Source organism: Streptomyces sp. NRRL F-5135, from assembly GCF_000719775.1.
In the GTDB taxonomy this organism is placed as follows: domain Bacteria; phylum Actinomycetota; class Actinomycetes; order Streptomycetales; family Streptomycetaceae; genus Streptomyces; species Streptomyces hebeiensis.
The window spans coordinates 302,813-321,065 of sequence record NZ_JOHR01000007.1; the positions used below are offsets into that span (position 1 = coordinate 302,813).

The window sequence follows — 18,253 nt, forward strand, 5'->3', positions numbered from 1 at the left end:
TCACCACGGCGCGGGGTCGTCCGGAGTGATCGAGTGGATGACCGCCCGCAGATTGATCCGCACCAGGTCCACGTCGGCCACGGACAGCACCAGGTCCCCGGTGAGGACCGCGCCGCCGGTCAGCAGGCGGTCCAGGATGTCGATGAGGGCGACCTGGCGACCCGCCAGGTCGCCCAGGCCCGGCAGGGACTCCTCCCCGTCGCCGATCACGTCGTACCGCCCGGGCGGGGCGGCGTCGCGAAGGAGTACGGGACCCAGGGCCCCGTGATCTCCACGCGTACGCCCGGGGCCGCGTCGGACAGCCCGGCCAGGGCCCGGCGGAACTCCCCTACCTGCTCCGCAGGGACCAGATACGCGTCGTTGGCGATGTTCTCGCCGGCCCCGGAGGCCAGTTCGCCCTGCTGCGGGCGGTGCGCGACCCGGGCGCGTACGAGACCGGCGAGCCGTTCCGGCACCTGTGCCGCCACGGCACCGGCGGCCCGGTAGATGTCCCGCCGGTCACGCCGCTGGGTCCTGCGCCGTTGCAGGTACGCGCGTCCGGGGCCGGCCGCCGGATCCGCCGCGGCCACGTCGGGCCCGGGGCTCCGCGCGGACGCCGCCGACGGGTCCGCGTACACCTTGACGCCCAGTTCGACCTGGCCTTCGAGGGACGACAGCAGAGCGCCGAGATCGCCCGACCGTTCGCGGAGCATCTCCACCACACGCGTGTCGTCCAGATACACCGTGGCCAGCCGCATGGGGAGCACGGTCGTGCTCGCGTACGCCGCCTCGACCGTCGCGTGGTGCGTACGGGCGAGGGCTTCCAGCTCCGCGAGGTCCTCCATCCGCGCCCTCATTCCGTCGGCGCCGTACGCGTCGGCCGGGAGGGAGGACACCAGAGCCGCGAGTCCGTCGGCGCCGACCGTACGGAGAGGGCTCTCCGCCAACCCGGTCAGCCGCCGGGCGGCCTCGTCGAGCGGGGTACCGGCCCGGCCGACGGCGTAGACGTAGGTGACGTGTCCCGGGTCGGCGGCCGGTCCTGTGGCGGGGGCGGCGGCCGGTGCTGGGGCCGGATCGGCGGCCGGGCCCGTGACCGCATCGGTGTCGGTCCTCACTCGGCCCCCTCCTCCTTCTTCCGGTCCCCGAGGGATCCGCTCGGTAGCCCGGCCGCCGCCCGCAGCTCGGCGAGTTCGGCCCGGAGCCGCTCGTTCTCCTCCGCCAGGGTGTGGCCCCCACCGTTCGCGGTCGCGGTCGCAGTCGCGGCCGGGGGACGGGCACGGGAGGAGAGCGAGGGGTCGTGCTCCCACCAGTCGATGCCCATCTCCTTGGCCTTGTCGACGGACGCCACCAACAGACGGAGTTTGATCGTCAGAAGTTCGATGTCGAGCAGATTGATCTGGATGTCGCCCGCGATCACGACGCCCTTGTCGAGAACGCGCTCCAGGATGTCGGCGAGATTGGCCGAGGACCCCTGGCCGCCGCCGTACGGGGGCGGCGACGGCGCGGCGGTGGGGCCCATACGGCCGGCCAGTGAATCGGACACGTGATCAGCCTTCTCTGTGCGCGGAAGCGGTACGGGGGAGGTCCGTCGGGGACACGAGCCGGGCGGAGCGGGCCGCTGCCCTGCGCGTCAGCCCCGGGCGGCGGCTGGTGTACGGCGACGGGTGCGGCGGGGCGCGGGCTCGTCGTCCGGTTCCTCGTCGGCCGCTTCCTCGGCATCGGCTTCGTCGTCGTTCAGTTCCTCGTCGGCCGGTTCCTCGTCGGCCGCGTCGTAACGTTCGTCGTCCTCCGCGTCATACCGTTCGGGCTCGTCGTCCTCGTACCGGTCGGCCTCGTCCTCGTCCTCGTACCGGTCGTCTTCGTCGTACGGTCCGTCTTCGTCGTCACGGGGAGCTTCGCGGTCCTCGGCCCCGTCCTCGGGCCCGTGCTCGTCCTGGGACTCCTCCGCCACGGCGTCCTCGTGACCCACCACGACCTCGCCGTCCCTGATCTCGCCGCGCCAGCCGTCGGTGGCCTCGCCGCGCATCATGATGAACTTCCGGTAGAGCTTGAGATCCAGCCGGGCCCGGCGGCCCTGGGCACGCCAGATGTTGCCCGTCTTCTCGAACAGGCCCTTGGGGAAGTATTCGAGGACCAGCAGCACCCGCGTCAGATCGTCCGTGACCGCGTGGAAGGTCACCACGCCCTTCACGGTGCCCTTGGCTCCCTCGGTGGTCCAGGAGATCCGCTCGTCCGGCACCTGCTCGGTGACGTTGGCCTTCCAACTGCGCGTGGACTTGGCGACCTTCACCTTCCAGTTGCTGGTGGTGTCGTCGGCCTTCTCGACACTGACGACTCCCTTGGCGAAGCTGCTGAACTCCTGGAACGCCGTCCACTGGTCGTACGCCTCCCGGACGGGCACGCCGACGTCGATGTCCTCGACGATCGTCACGCTCTTGGACTTGCCGCCGCCACCCTTGCGTCCCTTGCCGAACAGGCCCTTGACCGCGTCCGTGACCGAGTGTTTGGCCTTGTCCTTGACCGTGCCCACGACCTGGTCCTTGACGGTGTCCTTGAGCGTCCCCGCGATGTCGCCACCACCCCGGGAGGGATCACCGAGCTTGCTGACGCTCTCGCCGAGCTTGCCGCCGAGCGTGGTGACGGCGTGCTGGGCGCGGGCCTCGAGGTAGTTCCGCAGCTCCGTCTTGAGCCGCTCGGTGGCCGGGCTCCCGGCCACCTCGTCCTTCATCCTGCCGAGGGCCGACTCAGCCATGACCGCCTCCCTGTCGTGTCGTGCGCCGCGCTCCTGACGTCGCCTTACGGGCTCCCGATGTGGCCTTGCCGGTGCCGGACGCCGCCTTCGCGGTACCGGACTTCCTGCTCGCGGACCGCGGTTTCGACGCGGCCTTGGCCGGCGCCGCCTTGGCCGTGGACCTCTTGGACGCCGGCCTCGAAGATGCCTTGGCTCCTCGTTCACGCCTCGGCTCGGCCTCCGGCCCGGCGTCCGATTCCTCGGCGTCCGTATTCCTGGCGTCGGTCTCCTCGGCGTCGGTCTCCTCGGCGTCGGTCTCCTCGGCGTCGGTCTCCTCGGCATCCTCTCCGCCCGTGGCCCGCCGCAGGCGCCGGCCCGGTTCGCCCAGGTCGAGCGTCCGCTCGTGCAGGGAGTCGGCCAGGCCGGACACGCGCCGGGTCAGCGCGGAGGTCGCGGCGGACTTCGTCGCGTCCACGAGTTCCCTGCGCGCCTGGTCGTTGAGCGAACTCAGGAACGGCGAGTCGGCCACCAGCCGCCCCAGCTGCCGCGGGTCCACGCTCAGCTTCCGGCCCGCGAGGAACATGCCCAGCCCGATGGCCAGCTTGGCCTTCTTCGTCCGGCCCAGGGCATAGCCGCCGACCAGGGCCACTCCTATCTTCGCGTTCGTCATCATCGGTCGTGCACCTCTCTCACACCTCATCGCTCAGGTACTCGGGACCTCTTGGGGCCCGTGCTCACCCCCTGCGTGCTGCTCACCCCCGCCGGCGCTGGTACTCCACGCACCACTCCAGCCGGTCCAGCAGCTCGTCCTCGCGGCGGTCGAACTCTTCCTCGGTCACTCGTCCGTCCAGCAACTTCCGTTCCAGCTCGGCGAGTTCGGCACGTACGTGTTCGGGGTCATAGGTCTCACGCTCCGCCGTGGCGAGCACCTGGTCGAGCACCCACACCGTGCCCCGTACGGGTGCGAGCGGAAGGGTGAGGATCTGCGTGACGATGCCCATGGGAACTCTCCGTACGGATCGGCTCGGCGTCGGCCACCGACGTCGGCGTGATTCAGACGAAGCTGTACGGCGGCAGCGGGCCGTGCAGCCGGACGGTGTAGGCGTCACCGCGCCGCTCGGCCACCTGGTGCACCGCCTCCGAGAAGGCCGCGGCCTCCTCGCGCTTGACGAGGAACGACGCGTTCAGGAAGTGGTCCCTGGCCGGCTCGCCCACGGACGTGCGCACCGCCGCCGGGGAGAGCGCGTTGACCAGCTCCTTGCCGTCGCTCTCCTGCCTCGCCAGGACCTCCTGCGAGATCAGCTCGCCGAGCGCCAGCTTCTCCTGCTGGGCGGCGGGGTTCCGACGGGTCAGGTCGTTGAGCCTGCGGACCTCCGGGGACTCGGCCACGACCTCCCGCAGCAGGTCGTCCTCGTCGCGCGAGACCTTCAGGTTGTACTCCAGGCAGCCGCCCACCTCTTCGAGACGCGCGAGGTAGAGGTCCCGGTGCTCCTCCAGGGCCGCGACCACCTGCTCGTCGTCATGGCCCACCAGACCGAACCGCATCGGCAGCGCGGCGCCGTCGGCCAGCAGGCGTTCCTGGACGCTCTGGTGGGCGGCCACGTCCCGGCGCTTGGCCCGCAGATCGGTGGGGGCCTCACTGACCACCGCGCTGAGTTCCTTGGAACTGACGGTACGCAGTTTCGCAGCGGGCTCCCCCACCCCGTGCACCCCGTCCAGGCGCAGCGGGTGATCGGCGGCGGTGACGGCGTAGACGTATGTGGGCATGGTGACTACTCCTCCCCGCGGCGTGCGGTGCGGCGACTGGCCGACGACGACTTGCGCGCCGGACGCTCCTGGTTCTCCTCGGAGTCCTCACGGCCCTTCTGCAAGGAGTCGGTGAAGGCCTCGACGGCACCCGTCAGGGCTCCTTTCGACTTTCCTTTGGCGCCGTTCTCCGTCACCTCTCCGACGATGTCGGTGAGTTGCGTCGGCGCCTTGCGGCCCGATTCGAGGTCCAGCCGGTTGCAGGCTTCCGCGAATCGCAGGTAGGTGTCGACGCTGGCGACGACGACCCGGACGTCGATCTTGAGGATTTCGATGCCGACCAGGGAAACCCGAACAAAGGCATCGATGACGAGCCCCCTGTCGAGGATCAGTTCAAGGACATCGTAGAGATTTCCCGAACCGCTACCGCTGTTCGGCGCGTTGGACTGCTGAACGACACTCACGACCAGTCATTCCTTTCTTTCCGCGGCTCTTGGCCTCTCCCGGGTTTCTCCTGGGCTTCTCTTGGACTGCTGCTCGATTTTCGGTAACGACTCGGCCGGCGGTTCACCGGTCGATCTGGCCCTTCGCGTACCGCCGCGTGCGCTCGTACCCCATGAGTTGCCCCCGCGGGTCGAGATCGACGTGGTAAGAGGCCATCACGCTCGCGGTGTCCGGGATCCGCTCGATCTCCACCACTTCCACGTCGGCCGCCCAGCCGTCGTCGGTGGCCCTGAGCGCCGATACGGCGCCGCGTTCGCTCCCGAGCAGTTCCGCGAGCTGTCCGGACGCGTGCCGCATGGCGGCCGCGGCGCTGATCCGCTCCGGCTCGGGCGTACCGTCCTCGCTCTCCTTGGTCGCCATTTCCGTCCCGTCACTCGCGTTTCGTGGAAAATTCCCGGCCGGACGTACGATTGGCATGCGTCACGCATGCGTACGCCTTCCGGCGCCTTTCGGCGGCTGAGGACCGAGTGCCCCTGTAGTCCACACGTATGCGCGACACGTATGCGCAACGGTCGGCCTGCCGGAAGACGGCCGAAAAGAGGCAGGCCACGCGCGTTCCGGAAGCGGAGGTGTTTCGTGCGCGCGAGCGCGGGAATGCGCGGCAATCACGGCAATCACGGCAATCGACCGGAGGCCGACAGCGACGAACGGTCGCCGGAACAACACCGGCGACCGGCACCACAGTCGCGCGACCGTCGATAGGAGGCAGCCCGCCATGCAACTCTCACTCCTGCAACCGATCACCGACCGCCCGGGGCCGTGGGCGTCCGTGTACGCCGACGTCTCCCACACCACCGAGGACGCGGCCAAGCAGCGGGAGCTGTCGGCGAACGACATGGCCTCCAGGCTCACCGCGCTCGGTGCGGACCGCGCCACCCGCGACGCCGTCCACGAAGCCCTGGCCGCCGCGCCCCCGCGCGGTGAGCCGGGTGCGCGGGCGGGCCGCGCGCTGTTCGCCACGGACGGCGAGGTCGTCCTCGACGCCCCGCTCCCGGGGCCGCCCGCCGCACCGTTCGCCACCTGGTCACCGGTGGCCCGGGTGGCCCCGCTGGTCGAAGCGACCGGTGGCCGCTCCCCCTGCCTCGTCGCCTTCGTCGACCGCACCGGCGCGGACTTCACCCTGCGCGACGACACGGGCGGGGACCAGCCGGCCGGCGGCGTCGAGGGCGAGACCTGGCCGGTCCACCGCACCGCCACGGCCGACTGGTCCGAGCGGCACTTCCAGACCAAGGTCGAGAACACCTGGGAGCGCAACGCCGGCGAGATCGCGCGGGCCGCTCAGGAGGCGTACGAGAACAGCGGGGCGGCCGTGCTGCTCCTGGCGGGCGACCCCCGAGAACGCCGTTCCGTGTACGACAAGCTGCCCAAGCCGCTCCGCTCGGTGACGTACGAGAGCGAGCACGGCGGACGCGCGCCCGGCGCGGACAGCGTGCGCCTGGAGCGTGACATCGCGCAGGTCCGCGCCGTCCACGAGCGGGAGCGCGCCGCCGAGGCCATGGGCCGCTTCCACGCCGGGGAGGGGCCGCGGACCGACGGCGGCGGTACGCCGTACGCCGCGTCCGGCGTACCGGCCCTGGTGGAGGCGGCGCGGGAGCACCGTATCGACACGCTGCTCATCGCCCCGCACGCGGCGGACGCGAACCGGGAGGTCTGGGTCGGCCCCCGGGCGGACCAGGTGGCGGCGCGGAGTTCGGAGGTGCCGTACCTGGGTGAGGTCAGGCCCGCGTCGGCGCGCGCGGACGACGCGCTGCTGCGCGCGGCGGCGGCGTCCGGCGCGGAGACGGTGGTGGTACGCGATCCCGAGGACGCCCCGGCGGGCGGCCTCGGCGCGATCCTGCGCTGGAACCACTGACCTCTTGCCCCGCGCCGGCTGCCCTGCCGCCCCTGGGTGTTCAGGGCCGGGAGCGGTGCAGCTCGAACCGCGCGATCCGGGTCCGCTCCCGCGTGGCGAGGACGCGCAGCCGCCAATGGCGGGCCGTCACCGGTGCCGGCAGCAGCAGGATCCGGCTCGCACCGATCGTCCCGGTCTCCGCGACCCGCGTCCAGCCGCCGTCCGTCTCGGCCTCGACGACGGCCTGCTCCACCTGCTGCCCGTGGCGGATGTCCTCCGCGAGGCGGACACGGTCCACCGTGCGGGGTGTGCCCAGGTCCAGGGTCAGCGTCCCCCGCGCCCCCGTGACCGGTTCCGGAGCGGTCCACGAGGTGTCCGGGTCGCCGTCGACGGCCCGGCCCGGCCACCGGCCGTCGCCCCGGGCCGGGCACCCCAGCGCCAGGTCCTCGGGCAGTTCGCGGCGCAGCCGGGCGTCGAAGGCGCTCAGCACGGCCACGTCGGCCTCGTGCAACAGGCCCCGCCGGTCGGGCGGGACGTTCAGCAGGAGCACCGCGTTGCGGCCCACGGAACGGAAGTAGAGGTCCGTGAGCTGCTCGGCCGTCTTGGGACGTTCCTCCGCGTGGAAGAACCAGCCGGGGCGGATGGAGACGTCGCACTCGGCGGGCCACCACCGCAGGCAGTCGGTCCTGGGCCGAGCCGCGGCCAGCGCCGCTCGGCTGCCCTGATCGGGAGTGTCGTAGGAGAGGGCGAAGTCGGTCCTGCCGTGCGTCGCCGCGGTCTCCCTGACGGGGACGGTGCTCCACTCGTTCTCGCGGGCCGAGCCGTCCTCGTTGCCGACCCAGCGGACATCGGGCCCGGACACGGCGATCACGGCGTCCGGGGCGAGCGCGCGGATCAGCGCGTACCAGCTGTCCCAGTCGTAGGACTCGACCTTGTCGGGTGGGATCCGGCCCTGCGCGCCGTCGAACCAGACCTCGTCCACCGGGCCGTACTCGGTGAGTATCTCGTAGAGCTGGTTGAGCATGTAGGCGCCGTAGTCGGTGGCGGGGAGCCGGAGGACGGGGCCCCGCCGGGACCCGGCGGGGCCTTCCGCCGCGACGGGAGCGGTGGCCGCGGCAGGAGCGGTGGTTACGGTAGGAACGGTGGCCGCGGCAGGAGCGGTGGGAATCGTGCGCGGCGTACGGGCACTGCCGTTGGCGTACACACCGTGCAGGTACTGGTTCTCGTCGGCCGGGGAGACGTAGACACCGACCTTGATGCCGTGGCGGCGCATGGAGTCCGCGAAGGAGCGCAGCACGTCGCCGCGCCCGTTCTCCCAGTCGCTGGAGGCGACCGAGTGGGCGGTGTGGCGGGACGGGTAGAGCACGAATCCGTCATGGTGTTTGACGGTCAGGACGGCGAGGGAGAATCCGCCGTCGCGCAGGGCCCGCGCCCACTGGTCGGTGTCGAGCCCGGTCGGCCGGAAGAGCCGGGGGTCCTCGTCGCCGGTGCCCCATTCGAGGCCGGTGAAGGTGTTGACGCCGAAGTGCAGGAAGGCGGTGCGCTCCAGGCGCTGCCAGGCTATCTGCGGCTCGGTGGGGCGCAGCCGGGCCGCCTTGGCGACCAGTTGGTCGACCGTGTCGTCCTGGCTGACGGGGATGCGGGAGCCGGTGGGCGTGTCGGTGCCCGTCCCGGTTCCGGACCGTGCCGGTGTCACGGCTCCGGCGGGGCCGGCTCCGGCCGGTGGTGCCTTCGCCGTCTGCTCCTGGGCGTACCGCTGCCCGCCCAGCGAGAGGGCGGGAACGGCCAGTCCGGTCACGAACCCGCGTCTGCCGATGGCCATGTGCGATCGTCCTCCGGGGTTGTCAGGGGGAAGAGGGTGTCGGGGGGCGGAGTGTCGGGAGAACGGGTTTCGGGGAGTCGGTGAGTCGGTGAGTCGGTGAGTCGGGATGTCAGCGGGCGGCGGCACGGTTGCCGGGACCACGGGGCTCCGAGCCCCGCCCCTCGGCCGTGGTCGTGGCCCGCTTGATCGTCCAGACCGCCGGGGCGCGCTGGTCCGGCGGGTACTGGAGGAGCCGGCCGCTCCCGTCCACGTGCACGGCCATGCGCGTGATGGCGTTGATGAGGCGGTATCCGCCGGGGACCGTCGTCAGCTGCCAGCGCTGGAGCGTGTTCGCGGCCGAGCAGGTTTCCCACGTGACCGGACTCCCCGATTCCAGCGGCGTGTTGAGGGTGAGCCGGCCGCTGCGGGTCTCCGCGCACCGGCCGGTGGCGGCGTCGGTGAGCGTGGCGTAGCCGTCGGCCGTACGGGCGATCCGCCAGTTCCCGGCGGGCAGCCGGCCCGCGGCGTCGCGCAGGGTGTACGTCCCGTCTGCCACCGGGACCCGGGTCAGGTCGCTCGCGCCCGGCGCCTGCCCCACGGCCCGCGCGCGGGCGGCGAAGCCGTCGTGATCCGGGTCGGGCCGCGGCACGCCCCAGGTGGTCTGGGCGATGAAGCGGAGCGGCAGGAACATCGAGGCGGCGACCTCGTTCTCCGTCTCGCCCCGCCCGTTGTCGGGCCAGAGGCTGATCTTCGCCCCGGTGATGCCCTCGGTGGAGGTGAGCCGCTCCCCCTCGAAGACGCGCGGGTCCCAGCGCTGCTCGTACAGCGACCGGGTGTTCATGTGGAAGCCGCCGCGCACGAGGTAGAGGGAGTAGGCGGCGTTCATCACCGGGTGGCCCTGGGCGACGAGCTCACCGGGGCGGGTCGGCACGGACAGCCAGTGCTCGACGGTCGTACCCGCCGCGACGGGGACGGTGTTGTCGCCGGTGAGGCCGTCGTTCCAGATGCGCAGCCGCTTCCCGTTCCGCTCGGCGTAGGCGTGGACGCGGTTGACGAAGTCGATGAAGGCGTCCTGCGGGGTGGCGTCCGGGCCGTACGTCCGGCGCGCGTACTCGAGGACGTGCGGGTACTTCGCGAAGTCCGAGCCGAGCATGTACTCGTCGGCGCCCATGTGCCAGACCGGTGCGGTGAACACCTCGGCGTACTCGTCCATGAGGCTGGTGTAGTACGAGAGGGCCGCGGGGCTGGTGACGTCGAGGCGGGAGGGCTGGGGCACTCCGTCGGAGTCGGTGAGCTGGAGGTCCGGGCGGTCCTTGATCCAGGGGTCCATGTGGCCCGGGGAGTTGATCTCAGGAACGATCGTGACGTGGTACTTCTCGCCGAGCGCGACGAGCCGGCGGATCTCGTCCTTCGTGTAGTAGCCCCAGGTGTTGGCCTCCGGGTGCCGGTCGCTCTTCACCTTCAGCTCCAGCAGCAGCTGGTTGAGCTTGAGGTAGGCCATGTCCCGTACGAGGTTCTCCAGCCACTCCGGGGTGATGTGGATGTAGCAGGCGCACACGCCCACGCCTCGCTCCGGATAGGCGGGGACGTCCACGGTGCGGCCGGCGGGTATGACGCCGACGGCGGGCCGGGCGGTGCTCGGCGCGCTGGTCGGGGCAGCGCTCGGGGTGGTGGCCCCGTCGGCCGCGCGCAGCAGCTGGAGCAGGGTGCGGGTGCCGTAGAACGCGCCGGTGGCGGTGGCCGCGGTGATTCGGACCCGGTCGGTGACGCGCAGTTCGTACCCTTCGCGCCCGAGCGTCCCCGCGCGCTCGGAGACGGCACTCTTCGAGGCGGCGCTCTCGAAGGCCGCACGCTCCGGGACGGCACGCTCCGGGACGGCACGCTCAGGGGCGGTGGCGAGGAGGATGTCGCCCGGGCGGGCCGCGCCGCCGGTGCTCGGTACGACGGGCACGGTGCCCCGGCCCTCGGCCAGCAGGTCATCGGCCAGGGTGACGGCGGTCCGCCAGGCGGCGGTGTCGCGCGCGCCGACGACGAGACGCGTGGCTCCGGTGAACGTGAAACCGTCTCCCTCCCCCGGCGTCCAGTTGGTCAGGGCCGGGACGGTGAGCGGGGCGGAGGACGCCGACGCCGTTGACGCCGGGGCAACAGGCGGGGCGGGCACGGCAGACGCGGCAGGCGGGGCAGACGCGTCGGACAGCGCCGGTGCCGCGGGTGCCGCCACCGCGACCAGGAGGAACGCCGCCGCCAGAGCCCCGAAAGCACGCCGTCTTCGCAGCGCCCCCAGTCCTCGGACCTCTGCCCAGTGAGACATGAACACCGCACCGCGCCGCGTCACCCGGGCACCTCCAGAGGATCAAGTCATCCGATGGCTATCCGGTAGGGAGCTTTCACCCCGGCGCGCGTTCCGAATCCGGCGGCGGCGAAAAGTCCATGCGCCCGTCGGAAAGTCCAGTCGTGGCAGGGCCGTTGACCCGTAACGCGTACGTGTTACGGGTCAACGGCGGCAACCGATCAGAAACCCGCCAGGATCATCAGCGGCCGTACTTGATCAGGGCACGCACCATGCGGCAGGTCGTGTCGGACGGCGGGTGGATCCCGACCCGCGCCGCCGTGCTCCGTATCCGGCGGTTGTGCGCCCGCGCCGGGTCGTACACGCCCGAGTCCAGCAGGGCGATGGCGAGCCGCATGGCCTTCAGGCGGCGGTTGTGGGTCTCGTACCACTCGCGCGGCCGCCCGGCGGGCAGCGGGCGGCGAGTGATGTGCGGATGCGTCTCGAAGGGCTTCGTCGTGATCGTGGCAACGGCCATCTGCGACCTCCCGGCATACTGGCTGGACTCTCACGAACTGCCTCCATTTTACTGCCCCGCACTGACAATCGCCCCTGGCCAGAGGCGCTTTTTGGGGGATGTCGACGGCAGCCGGCGGAAGGCGTGGACGGTACGGTGGGCGACATGGAGATCTGGATCAATCCCGCGTGTTCCAAGTGCCGTGGCGCGCTGAGCCTGCTGGACGAGGAAGGCGCCTCGTACACCGTCCGCCGGTACCTGGAGGACGTGCCGTCCGAGGCCGAGATCCGTGCGGTCCTCGGCCGACTGGGACTGGAGCCCTGGGACATCACACGGACCGGCGAGGCGGAGGCGAGGGAACTGGGGCTCAAGGGCTGGGCGCGGGACGCCGGTTCGCGGGACCGCTGGATCACCGCGCTGGCCGGCCACCCGAAGCTCATCCAGCGCCCGATCATCACGGCGGACGACGGCACGGCGGTCGTGGCGCGCACGGACGACGCGGTACGGGACGCCCTCGGCCGGTCGTCGTGACGGACTCGGAGTTACCGGCCTCGGAGGCGAGGCCCCGAGCGGGTAACTCCCGTGTCCGGTCCGGAGATTGTGCCGCGTGGTTGAGCAGAAGCCCCGGGCGGCACGTATGGGACGGCACACGTAACCCAGCCGGCCCCGTCACCTACGAGGCCGGGGACAGGAGCCCCCCACACGTGTCCCGCAAGAAGACCCTCAGCCGCACGAAGATGTTCTCCCTGGTCGTGGGAGCCGCCGCACTGGCGGGAGCCACCGCGGTGGTGATGACCGGTACGAGCCAGGCGTCGGTGGCCTGCGACGGCCTGGCCACGGCGCTGGGCAACAACGAGGCGTTCATCGCGGACCAGCGCGCGAACCCGGACGCGCAGTCGGAGGCCCGGATCGCCAACCGGACGGCGGTCGTCGAGGAGATCAAACGGAAGCAGGCGGCGTCCGGCTGCGCGGTCGGTGAAGGAGCGGCGGCAGGCGCCGGGGCGGGCACGGAGACCGGCACCGGCTCCGGTGCCGAGGAGGCGGAAGCCGGAGCCGGTGACCCGGGAGCCGGCACGGGACCCGGCACGGGAACCGCCACGGGACCCGGCAGCGGAACCGGAACCGGGGCCGACACCGGCACCGGGACCGGTGATGTCGTCTGCGCCGGTTCCACCGTCACCCTCTCCGGTGAGGCGGGCGCCCCCGCGGCGTCCAGTAACCAGTTGCCCATCGGCTCCACGATCCGTGTGACCAACCTCGACAACGACAAGTCGACGACGGTGAAGATCACATCGGTGTCCGGGAGTTGCACGCTGCTGAACGACGCCGCCTTCGAAGAGGTCCGCGAGCCCGGCAAGTTCCTGATCCGTAACGCCAAGATCGAACAGATCCAGAGCGTCGACCGCTGATGTGCTCCCCGCCCGGCCTGAGAGGCCGCCTCTTCTGAGGACTTGAGGACGGCACGGCCGCCGGTCCGCCGACAGTGGACGGCGGGCCGTGCGGCGGCCGAAGACCGGCCGAGGTTGGGCGTCCCCCGCGGGACGGTTTCGTGTCCCGCGTTGCGATACGCGCGCCCCCGGACACACAAACGCATCTGGCCGCCCGCCTCCCGGCTCCCCCGTCACAGCGGCCACGCCGGCCTGGCCCGGGCGGCGGCGGACCCGTGTACGCGAGCCGCGCCGCCGACCTCATGCGGCGGCTACGCCGGCCGGCGTTTCCGGGCCGGTGGCCACCGCGGCCGTCTGCCGCTCCGCCTCCGCCAGGATCTCCGTCAGCCGCAGTCCGAACCGTACGTCGCACGCGTGCGGCCGGCCCGTGGCCGCCGACTCCAGCAGCGCGTCCACGGCCGCTCCGAAGGACGCGACCGGGTCCCCCCACCGCTCGGGCAGCACGGCGGTGCCCTGCTCGCCGCGGATCTCCAGTCCGGCTCCCGCGCCCGCCGGGGGCGTGCTCAGGCTCAGCGCCGCCGAGCTGGCCGCGCCGCCCTCGTGCCGCAGGACCAGGTGGGTGAGGTCGGAGCCGGTGCGTACGGCCGTCACCTCCGTCACCTCGCCGAGCAGCGGGATCAGCGCGGACAGGGCGTGCGGTCCGACGTCCCACAGCCCGCCCTTCTCCCGGCGCCAGGGCGACTCGGCGTACGCGCCGCCGTTCGCGCCGGGGCCGTACAGCGCCCCGAGCCAGTGCGCGTGGGCCGTGAACCAGCCGCCCCGGCCGGCCTGTTCCGTCACCCACTCCGCCGTCCCGGCGGCGAACCGCAGCGTGCAGAAGACCACCGACGCCACCCCGGCCCCGGCCGCCGCGTCCGCCACGGCGCGGGCGCCCGGCACGGTGGTGGCGACCGGCTTGTCCAGCAGCAGATGGCAGCCGGCCGCCGCGGCCCGTGCCGCCAGCGGCGCCTGTACGTCCGGCGGCAGGGCGAAGGCCACGGCGTCGCACGCGGCGAACAACGCGTCCAGCCCGTCCTCGCCGGAGTGGGCGTCCGTGCCGTGGGCCGCGGCGAGCGCGGTGGCCGCCTCGGGCCGGCGCCCCCAGACGCCGCCGAATTCGATCCCGGGGTGCGCGGCGAGGGCGGGCGCCTGCGTGCGCTCCGCCCAGGGGCCGGTGCCGAGGAGTCCGATACGTGGCTTGGTCATGCGGATCAGTGTGCCCGTTCGTGTCGCCGATGAGACCCCGCGTACCAGAGGCACCCCGCAGGGAGGCCCGACGAGGAGGTCCTACGAGGAGGTCCTACGAGGAGGTCCTACGAGCAGCCCCGAGTAACACGTGGTTCACGGGCGGGCAATGGCGGGGAAACGGCGCGTTGGGAAGCTCGCACGCATATCTGCCGTACCCGCACCCGCGCCCGCGGGAATGCCCGCCGTACCCGCGACGTGCTGCACCCACGAAGGATGAGGCCCCGTGACGTTCAAGGCTGAGTACATCTGGATCGACGGTACCGAGCCGACGGCCAAGCTGCGCTCGAAGACGAAGATCCTGAGCGACGGGGCCGCACTGCCCATCTGGGGTTTCGACGGTTCCAGCACCAACCAGGCCGAGGGCCACGCCTCCGACCGCGTACTCAAGCCCGTCTTCTCCTGTCCCGACCCGATCCGTGGCGGCGACGACGTCCTCGTCCTGTGCGAGGTCCTGAACATCGACATGACGCCGCACGCGTCCAACACGCGCGCCGCGCTCACCGAGGTGGCCGAGCGGTTCAAGGCCCAGGAGCCGGTCTTCGGGATCGAGCAGGAGTACACGTTCTTCAAGGGCAGCAGGCCGCTGGGCTTCCCGGAGGGCGGCTTCCCGGCGGCCCAGGGCGGCTACTACTGCGGTGTCGGCTCGGACGAGATCTTCGGCCGTGACGTCGTCGAGGCGCACCTGGAGAACTGCCTCCAGGCGGGTCTCGGCCTCTCCGGCATCAACGCCGAGGTCATGCCGGGCCAGTGGGAGTTCCAGGTCGGACCGCTGTCTCCGCTGGAGGTGGCGGACCAGCTGTGGGTCGCCCGCTGGCTGCTCTACCGCACGGCCGAGGACTTCGGCGTCTCCGCCACGCTCGACCCGAAGCCGGTGAAGGGCGACTGGAACGGCGCGGGCGCGCACACCAACTTCTCGACGAAGGCGATGCGCGAGGGGTACGAGGCGATCATCACCGCGTGCGAATCGCTGGGCGAGGGCTCGAAGCCGCTCGACCACGTCAAGAACTACGGCGCGGGCATCGACGACCGGCTGACCGGCCTGCACGAGACCGCCCCGTGGAACGAGTACAGCTACGGCGTCTCCGACCGCGGCGCGTCGGTCCGTATCCCGTGGCAGGTGGAGAAGGACGGCAAGGGCTACATCGAGGACCGCCGTCCGAACGCCAACGTCGACCCGTACGTCGTCACGCGGCTGATCGTCGACACCTGCTGCACCGCGCTGGAGAAGGCCGGCCAGGTCTGATCCGACACGGCCGGGCCCCGGGGCGGCACGAACGGACCGGACCGCGTGTCCTCGAGGACTCGACGACCGGAGCTCCGCCGCTCCGCCGCTCCGTCGTTCCAAGGCACCGAGGCTCCATGGCGAAGGGCGGCCACCGTTCGGTGGCCGCCCTTCGCATTGCCTCCCCGTGGTGCTCCCCGGTCCACGCACACCGTGTCCGCTCGCGAGCGGGCACCGTACCGACCGGCGAAAGGGTCTGCCCCGCCCATGGGTATCTGCTTCAATGGAGCCATGGCCGGCTTCGAGCACCCCACGACGGACCGCGGTCGCTTCGACCTCGAGCCGTTCTGGCCGTCCCGGCAGGACCATGACTTCGACCGGGTGTGTCGCCGCGTGAGGAACGCGTCGGCCCTCTAAAGCCTCTCCGGCCTTCGGCCGCCGCGCATGACGTACGTCACGTCCTTCTGTCGACTCGACGACTCCTCCGCGCGAAAGAGCTGACCTCTCATGGTGAACACCCGTCCCTTCTCCGCCGCGACCGCCTCCGCCGCGTCCGCGACCGCGACCTCGGTGAACCAGCAGGAAACCGGCGCGCCCGGCCGGCGCCAGCGGCTCCGGGCCGTCGACCGCGACGAGACCGCACCGGCTCCCGCCCCGGTCCCCGATCCGTCCGCCGTACCGGGTGGTGTCCCGGTCGGCCAGGTGGTGGACTTGCTGCCCCCGGGCGCCACGTGGCTGCCCGCACCGCAGCACACGCTGCCCTCCCTGCCGGGGCACCCGCCGATGGTGGGGTACCTCGTGCTCGTACCGGCCGACCAGCACGCGGCGGTGCGGGCCGCCGCCGTACAGACCACCGCCGTGCCGTACGTCACCGGCCCCGACTCCCGAGCCGGGGGCGGCGCGGGGACCGGCCCCGGGGGCGGCGCCGGTCCCGTGCGGGTCGACGACACACGGCGCACGGCCGCCGTGGGTGACCGGCAACTCGACCTCACCTACCTGGAGTTCGAACTGCTCTCGCACCTGGTGGCGCATCCCCACCGGGTGCACACCCGCGACCAGTTGGTGACCACGGTCTGGGGCTACGGCCACGTGGGCGACGGGCGGACCGTCGATGTGCATGTCGCCCGGCTGCGCCGCAAGCTGGGGGCCGAGCACCGGCATACGATCCGTACGGTACGGCGGGTCGGATACAAGTACGTGCCCTGACCGGGCCGCCACCGGTTGTGTGCGGGGTGCCCCGCCGGTACGCACGCGGACCCGCGTACCGGTGGGGCACCCCCGTGGTGCCGCTACGGCTCGAGGCTGCCAGTGCCGCCGGTACCGGTGTCACCGCCGGGGCCGGTGGCGGCAGGGGCGCCGGCCGTGGCAGCCGTACGGGCCGCCCGGGTGCGGGCGAGCAGGCCCGCCGCGCCGTCCAGGGCGAGGAACACGAGCAGGCTGATGCCCAGCAGCGGCAGGAACCAGCCGGTCAACGCCGTGGCCACCGCGAGCGGGAGCAGGACCGTCAGCGGAACCCTCCGCCAGGCCCCGCGCGGTATCGCCCGGCCCGCGCCCAGCCTCCGCTCCTTGGTGGGCCTGCGCAGCCACCACATGCGGTAGCCCCAGACGATGATGAGGATCAGCGCGAGCGCGAGCGCGCCGAGGGCCACCTGGTTGGGCAGCCCCAGGAGGAGCCCCATGTGCGCGTCGATGCCGAAACGGGTCAGCTTCGCCAGCAACGGGTAGTCGGCGAAGCGCAGTTCGTCCATGATCATGCCACTGGCCGGATCCACGGAGACCGAGTCGAGCCGGACCGGGAACTGCTGGTCCGTCTGCGCGACGACATAGCCACTGTCCTTCTGGGGCATGGTCACCGCGATCGGCCCGTCCAGCCCGGCCTGCCGGGCGGCGACGACCACGAGGTCGATGCCGATGTCCTTGGCCTCCATGCCCTCCATGTGGTCCATGCCGGGCATGTCCTCCATGCCGGTCATGCCTTCGTGTCCCTCGTGGCCGCCGCCGGCGCCCCCACCGCCGCTTCCGGTCCCGCCGCCGTTGGTGTCGCCGCCGCGCCCTTCGAGGGTGGCGGAGACGACCGGGGTGCCGCTGCCGAGCTGGTCCTTGATGGCGGTGACGTTCTCGCCCGCGTACTTCGACCAGGTCAGGCCGGTGGCCGACAGCAGAACGAGCCCGGTCACCGCCCACATCCCGACCGCGCCGTGCAGGGACAGCGTCCGGCGGCGGCCGGTGGCGCCGGACTCGGGGAGGAGCAGGGCACGCCTGGAGGCCCGCCTGCGCCCCAGCCAGAGCAGCAGCCCGCCGAGCGCCACCACCCAGAGCCAGCTCGCGGCGAGCTCGCTGTAGACCCGGCCCGGCTCACCGAGGTGCAGGTGGCGGTGCAGTTCGGAGAGCCAGGTGCGCAGCGGGAGGGCGGCCGAGGTGCCGTAACTGGTGAGCGTGCCGCGCACCTCGGCGGTGTACGGGTCGACGAAGACGGCGAGCGACTTGCCCTCCTCGACGCCGGGGCCGCTCATCAGGACGCGGGTCGTCGCGGCGGCCTCGTCGGGTATGCGCACGGAGGTGATCGTGCCGTCCGGGAAGGCGGTTCTGGCGGCGTTGAGCTGGTCGCCGAGCGGGAGCGCGCGGTCGCCCACGGGTGCGCGCAGCTCGTGGCGGTAGACCACCTTCTCCGCCTGGAAGGAGAACGCGTAGAGGAAACCGCTGACGGCCGCCGTCAGGAGCAACGGCGCGATCAGCAGGCCGGCGTAGAAGTGGAGCCGCAGCACGAGCGGGCGAAGGGCCGCCCAGCCGGTGGTGCCGGTCGTGGAGCCGGTGGTGCCGGTCGCGGGTCCGGTCGTCCCGCGCGGGCTGGATCGAGCGGGCTCAGCGGGCTCAGCGGGCTCGGCACGCTTCGCGGGCCCGGTGTCGGACGCGGTGTCGGACGCCGTGCCGGACGCGGTGTCGGGCTCGGGTTCCTGTACGGGGTCGTCAATGGCCAT

At 72.2% G+C, this 18,253-nt stretch carries 19 protein-coding genes; 5 read left to right on the forward strand and 14 right to left on the reverse strand.

The window, feature by feature from the left end:
* The 9 genes from IG02_RS0113845 to IG02_RS0113885 all read right to left on the reverse strand — a co-directional run bounded on the left by IG02_RS0113845 (window position 1) and on the right by IG02_RS0113885 (window position 5,320).
* On the reverse strand, window positions 1-210 hold the full coding sequence (locus IG02_RS0113845) for a gas vesicle protein (protein ID WP_051764965.1): 210 nt from the start codon (window positions 208-210) through the stop codon (window positions 1-3).
* Window positions 207-1,094 (reverse strand): GvpL/GvpF family gas vesicle protein, encoded by an 888-nt coding sequence (locus tag IG02_RS0113850; RefSeq protein WP_078854452.1) that lies wholly within the window; start codon window positions 1,092-1,094, stop codon window positions 207-209. Before IG02_RS0113850 ends, IG02_RS0113845 begins: the two co-directional genes overlap by 4 nt.
* The gene (locus tag IG02_RS36305) at window positions 1,091-1,522 is read right to left on the reverse strand and encodes a gas vesicle protein GvpJ (RefSeq protein ID WP_030746249.1); all 432 of its coding nucleotides are present in this window, start codon (window positions 1,520-1,522) and stop codon (window positions 1,091-1,093) included. Before IG02_RS36305 ends, IG02_RS0113850 begins: the two co-directional genes overlap by 4 nt.
* Before the next feature lie 87 nt (window positions 1,523-1,609).
* Window positions 1,610-2,731, reverse strand: a complete 1,122-nt coding sequence (locus tag IG02_RS0113860) for an SRPBCC family protein (protein ID WP_030746253.1) — start codon at window positions 2,729-2,731, stop codon at window positions 1,610-1,612.
* On the reverse strand, window positions 2,724-3,383 hold the full coding sequence (locus IG02_RS0113865) for a hypothetical protein (protein ID WP_030746256.1): 660 nt from the start codon (window positions 3,381-3,383) through the stop codon (window positions 2,724-2,726). Before IG02_RS0113865 ends, IG02_RS0113860 begins: the two co-directional genes overlap by 8 nt.
* A 79-nt stretch (window positions 3,384-3,462) precedes the next feature.
* Window positions 3,463-3,711, reverse strand: coding sequence for a gas vesicle protein GvpG (locus IG02_RS0113870; protein WP_030746259.1), 249 nt, complete (start codon window positions 3,709-3,711; stop codon window positions 3,463-3,465).
* A gap of 52 nt (window positions 3,712-3,763) precedes the next feature.
* Complete coding sequence (locus IG02_RS0113875; protein ID WP_030746261.1) at window positions 3,764-4,477, reverse strand: GvpL/GvpF family gas vesicle protein; 714 nt, start codon at window positions 4,475-4,477, stop codon at window positions 3,764-3,766.
* A gap of 5 nt (window positions 4,478-4,482) precedes the next feature.
* Entirely contained in the window at window positions 4,483-4,920 is a 438-nt protein-coding gene (locus IG02_RS0113880; protein WP_030746264.1) for a gas vesicle structural protein GvpA, read from the reverse strand.
* Window positions 4,921-5,023: 103 nt separating this feature from the next.
* On the reverse strand, window positions 5,024-5,320 hold the full coding sequence (locus IG02_RS0113885) for a gas vesicle protein (RefSeq protein WP_030746266.1): 297 nt from the start codon (window positions 5,318-5,320) through the stop codon (window positions 5,024-5,026).
* A 355-nt stretch (window positions 5,321-5,675) separates the two neighbouring features.
* Between IG02_RS0113885 and IG02_RS0113890 the strand changes: the two genes are divergently transcribed.
* Window positions 5,676-6,812, forward strand: a complete 1,137-nt coding sequence (locus tag IG02_RS0113890) for a Vms1/Ankzf1 family peptidyl-tRNA hydrolase (RefSeq protein WP_030746267.1) — start codon at window positions 5,676-5,678, stop codon at window positions 6,810-6,812.
* 40 nt (window positions 6,813-6,852) lie between these two features.
* Here the strand turns inward: IG02_RS0113890 and IG02_RS0113895 are convergent, their stop codons facing one another.
* The 3 genes from IG02_RS0113895 to IG02_RS0113905 form a co-directional block, all read right to left on the reverse strand.
* Window positions 6,853-8,613 (reverse strand): alpha-L-fucosidase, encoded by a 1,761-nt coding sequence (locus IG02_RS0113895; RefSeq protein ID WP_030746272.1) that lies wholly within the window; start codon window positions 8,611-8,613, stop codon window positions 6,853-6,855.
* Window positions 8,614-8,722: 109 nt separating this feature from the next.
* The gene (locus tag IG02_RS0113900; protein ID WP_078854484.1) at window positions 8,723-10,903 is read right to left on the reverse strand and encodes a family 20 glycosylhydrolase; all 2,181 of its coding nucleotides are present in this window, start codon (window positions 10,901-10,903) and stop codon (window positions 8,723-8,725) included.
* Between the two features lie 220 nt (window positions 10,904-11,123).
* Window positions 11,124-11,399, reverse strand: coding sequence for a hypothetical protein (locus IG02_RS0113905; RefSeq protein ID WP_030746277.1), 276 nt, complete (start codon window positions 11,397-11,399; stop codon window positions 11,124-11,126).
* Between the two features lie 144 nt (window positions 11,400-11,543).
* On the opposite strand from IG02_RS0113905, the gene IG02_RS0113910 reads away from it, so the two are divergent.
* Together IG02_RS0113910 and IG02_RS0113915 are read left to right on the forward strand one after the other, a co-directional pair.
* Window positions 11,544-11,909 carry an arsenate reductase family protein gene (locus tag IG02_RS0113910; RefSeq protein ID WP_030746278.1) on the forward strand — a complete coding sequence of 122 codons (366 nt, stop codon included), beginning with the start codon at window positions 11,544-11,546 and terminating at the stop codon, window positions 11,907-11,909.
* A gap of 173 nt (window positions 11,910-12,082) precedes the next feature.
* Window positions 12,083-12,787, forward strand: coding sequence for a hypothetical protein (locus tag IG02_RS0113915; protein ID WP_030746279.1), 705 nt, complete (start codon window positions 12,083-12,085; stop codon window positions 12,785-12,787).
* A gap of 279 nt (window positions 12,788-13,066) precedes the next feature.
* On the opposite strand, the gene IG02_RS0113920 is transcribed toward IG02_RS0113915, so the two are convergent.
* Window positions 13,067-14,011 carry a Gfo/Idh/MocA family protein gene (locus IG02_RS0113920; RefSeq protein ID WP_037802884.1) on the reverse strand — a complete coding sequence of 315 codons (945 nt, stop codon included), beginning with the start codon at window positions 14,009-14,011 and terminating at the stop codon, window positions 13,067-13,069.
* 265 nt (window positions 14,012-14,276) lie between these two features.
* Between IG02_RS0113920 and glnII the strand changes: the two genes are divergently transcribed.
* Both glnII and IG02_RS0113935 read left to right on the forward strand, forming a co-directional pair.
* Window positions 14,277-15,296 carry a glutamine synthetase gene (gene glnII / locus IG02_RS0113925; protein ID WP_030746284.1) on the forward strand — a complete coding sequence of 340 codons (1,020 nt, stop codon included), beginning with the start codon at window positions 14,277-14,279 and terminating at the stop codon, window positions 15,294-15,296.
* A gap of 486 nt (window positions 15,297-15,782) precedes the next feature.
* Entirely contained in the window at window positions 15,783-16,481 is a 699-nt protein-coding gene (locus IG02_RS0113935) for a winged helix-turn-helix domain-containing protein (RefSeq protein WP_030746286.1), read from the forward strand.
* Between the two features lie 83 nt (window positions 16,482-16,564).
* Here IG02_RS0113935 and IG02_RS0113940 read toward each other — a convergent pair whose 3' ends face one another.
* Entirely contained in the window at window positions 16,565-18,253 is a 1,689-nt protein-coding gene (locus IG02_RS0113940; RefSeq protein WP_063756778.1) for a PepSY-associated TM helix domain-containing protein, read from the reverse strand.

Bases quoted from the DNA above. Each gene is read 5' to 3' on its own strand.
- IG02_RS0113865 (WP_030746256.1), bottom strand. From the start codon at position 3,383: ATGATGACGAACGCGAAGATAGGAGTGGCCCTGGTCGGCGGCTATGCC.
- IG02_RS0113895 (WP_030746272.1), bottom strand. From the start codon at position 8,613: ATGGCCATCGGCAGACGCGGGTTCGTGACCGGACTGGCCGTTCCCGCC.
- IG02_RS0113935 (WP_030746286.1), top strand. From the start codon at position 15,783: ATGGTGAACACCCGTCCCTTCTCCGCCGCGACCGCCTCCGCCGCGTCC.
- IG02_RS0113910 (WP_030746278.1), top strand. From the start codon at position 11,544: ATGGAGATCTGGATCAATCCCGCGTGTTCCAAGTGCCGTGGCGCGCTG.
- IG02_RS0113870 (WP_030746259.1), bottom strand. From the start codon at position 3,711: ATGGGCATCGTCACGCAGATCCTCACCCTTCCGCTCGCACCCGTACGG.
- IG02_RS0113940 (WP_063756778.1), bottom strand. From the start codon at position 18,253: ATGGCCATTGACGACCCCGTACAGGAACCCGAGCCCGACACCGCGTCC.
- IG02_RS0113900 (WP_078854484.1), bottom strand. From the start codon at position 10,903: ATGTCTCACTGGGCAGAGGTCCGAGGACTGGGGGCGCTGCGAAGACGG.
- IG02_RS0113860 (WP_030746253.1), bottom strand. From the start codon at position 2,731: ATGGCTGAGTCGGCCCTCGGCAGGATGAAGGACGAGGTGGCCGGGAGC.
- IG02_RS0113905 (WP_030746277.1), bottom strand. From the start codon at position 11,399: ATGGCCGTTGCCACGATCACGACGAAGCCCTTCGAGACGCATCCGCAC.
- IG02_RS0113885 (WP_030746266.1), bottom strand. From the start codon at position 5,320: ATGGCGACCAAGGAGAGCGAGGACGGTACGCCCGAGCCGGAGCGGATC.
- IG02_RS0113890 (WP_030746267.1), top strand. From the start codon at position 5,676: ATGCAACTCTCACTCCTGCAACCGATCACCGACCGCCCGGGGCCGTGG.
- IG02_RS0113920 (WP_037802884.1), bottom strand. From the start codon at position 14,011: ATGACCAAGCCACGTATCGGACTCCTCGGCACCGGCCCCTGGGCGGAG.
- IG02_RS0113875 (WP_030746261.1), bottom strand. From the start codon at position 4,477: ATGCCCACATACGTCTACGCCGTCACCGCCGCCGATCACCCGCTGCGC.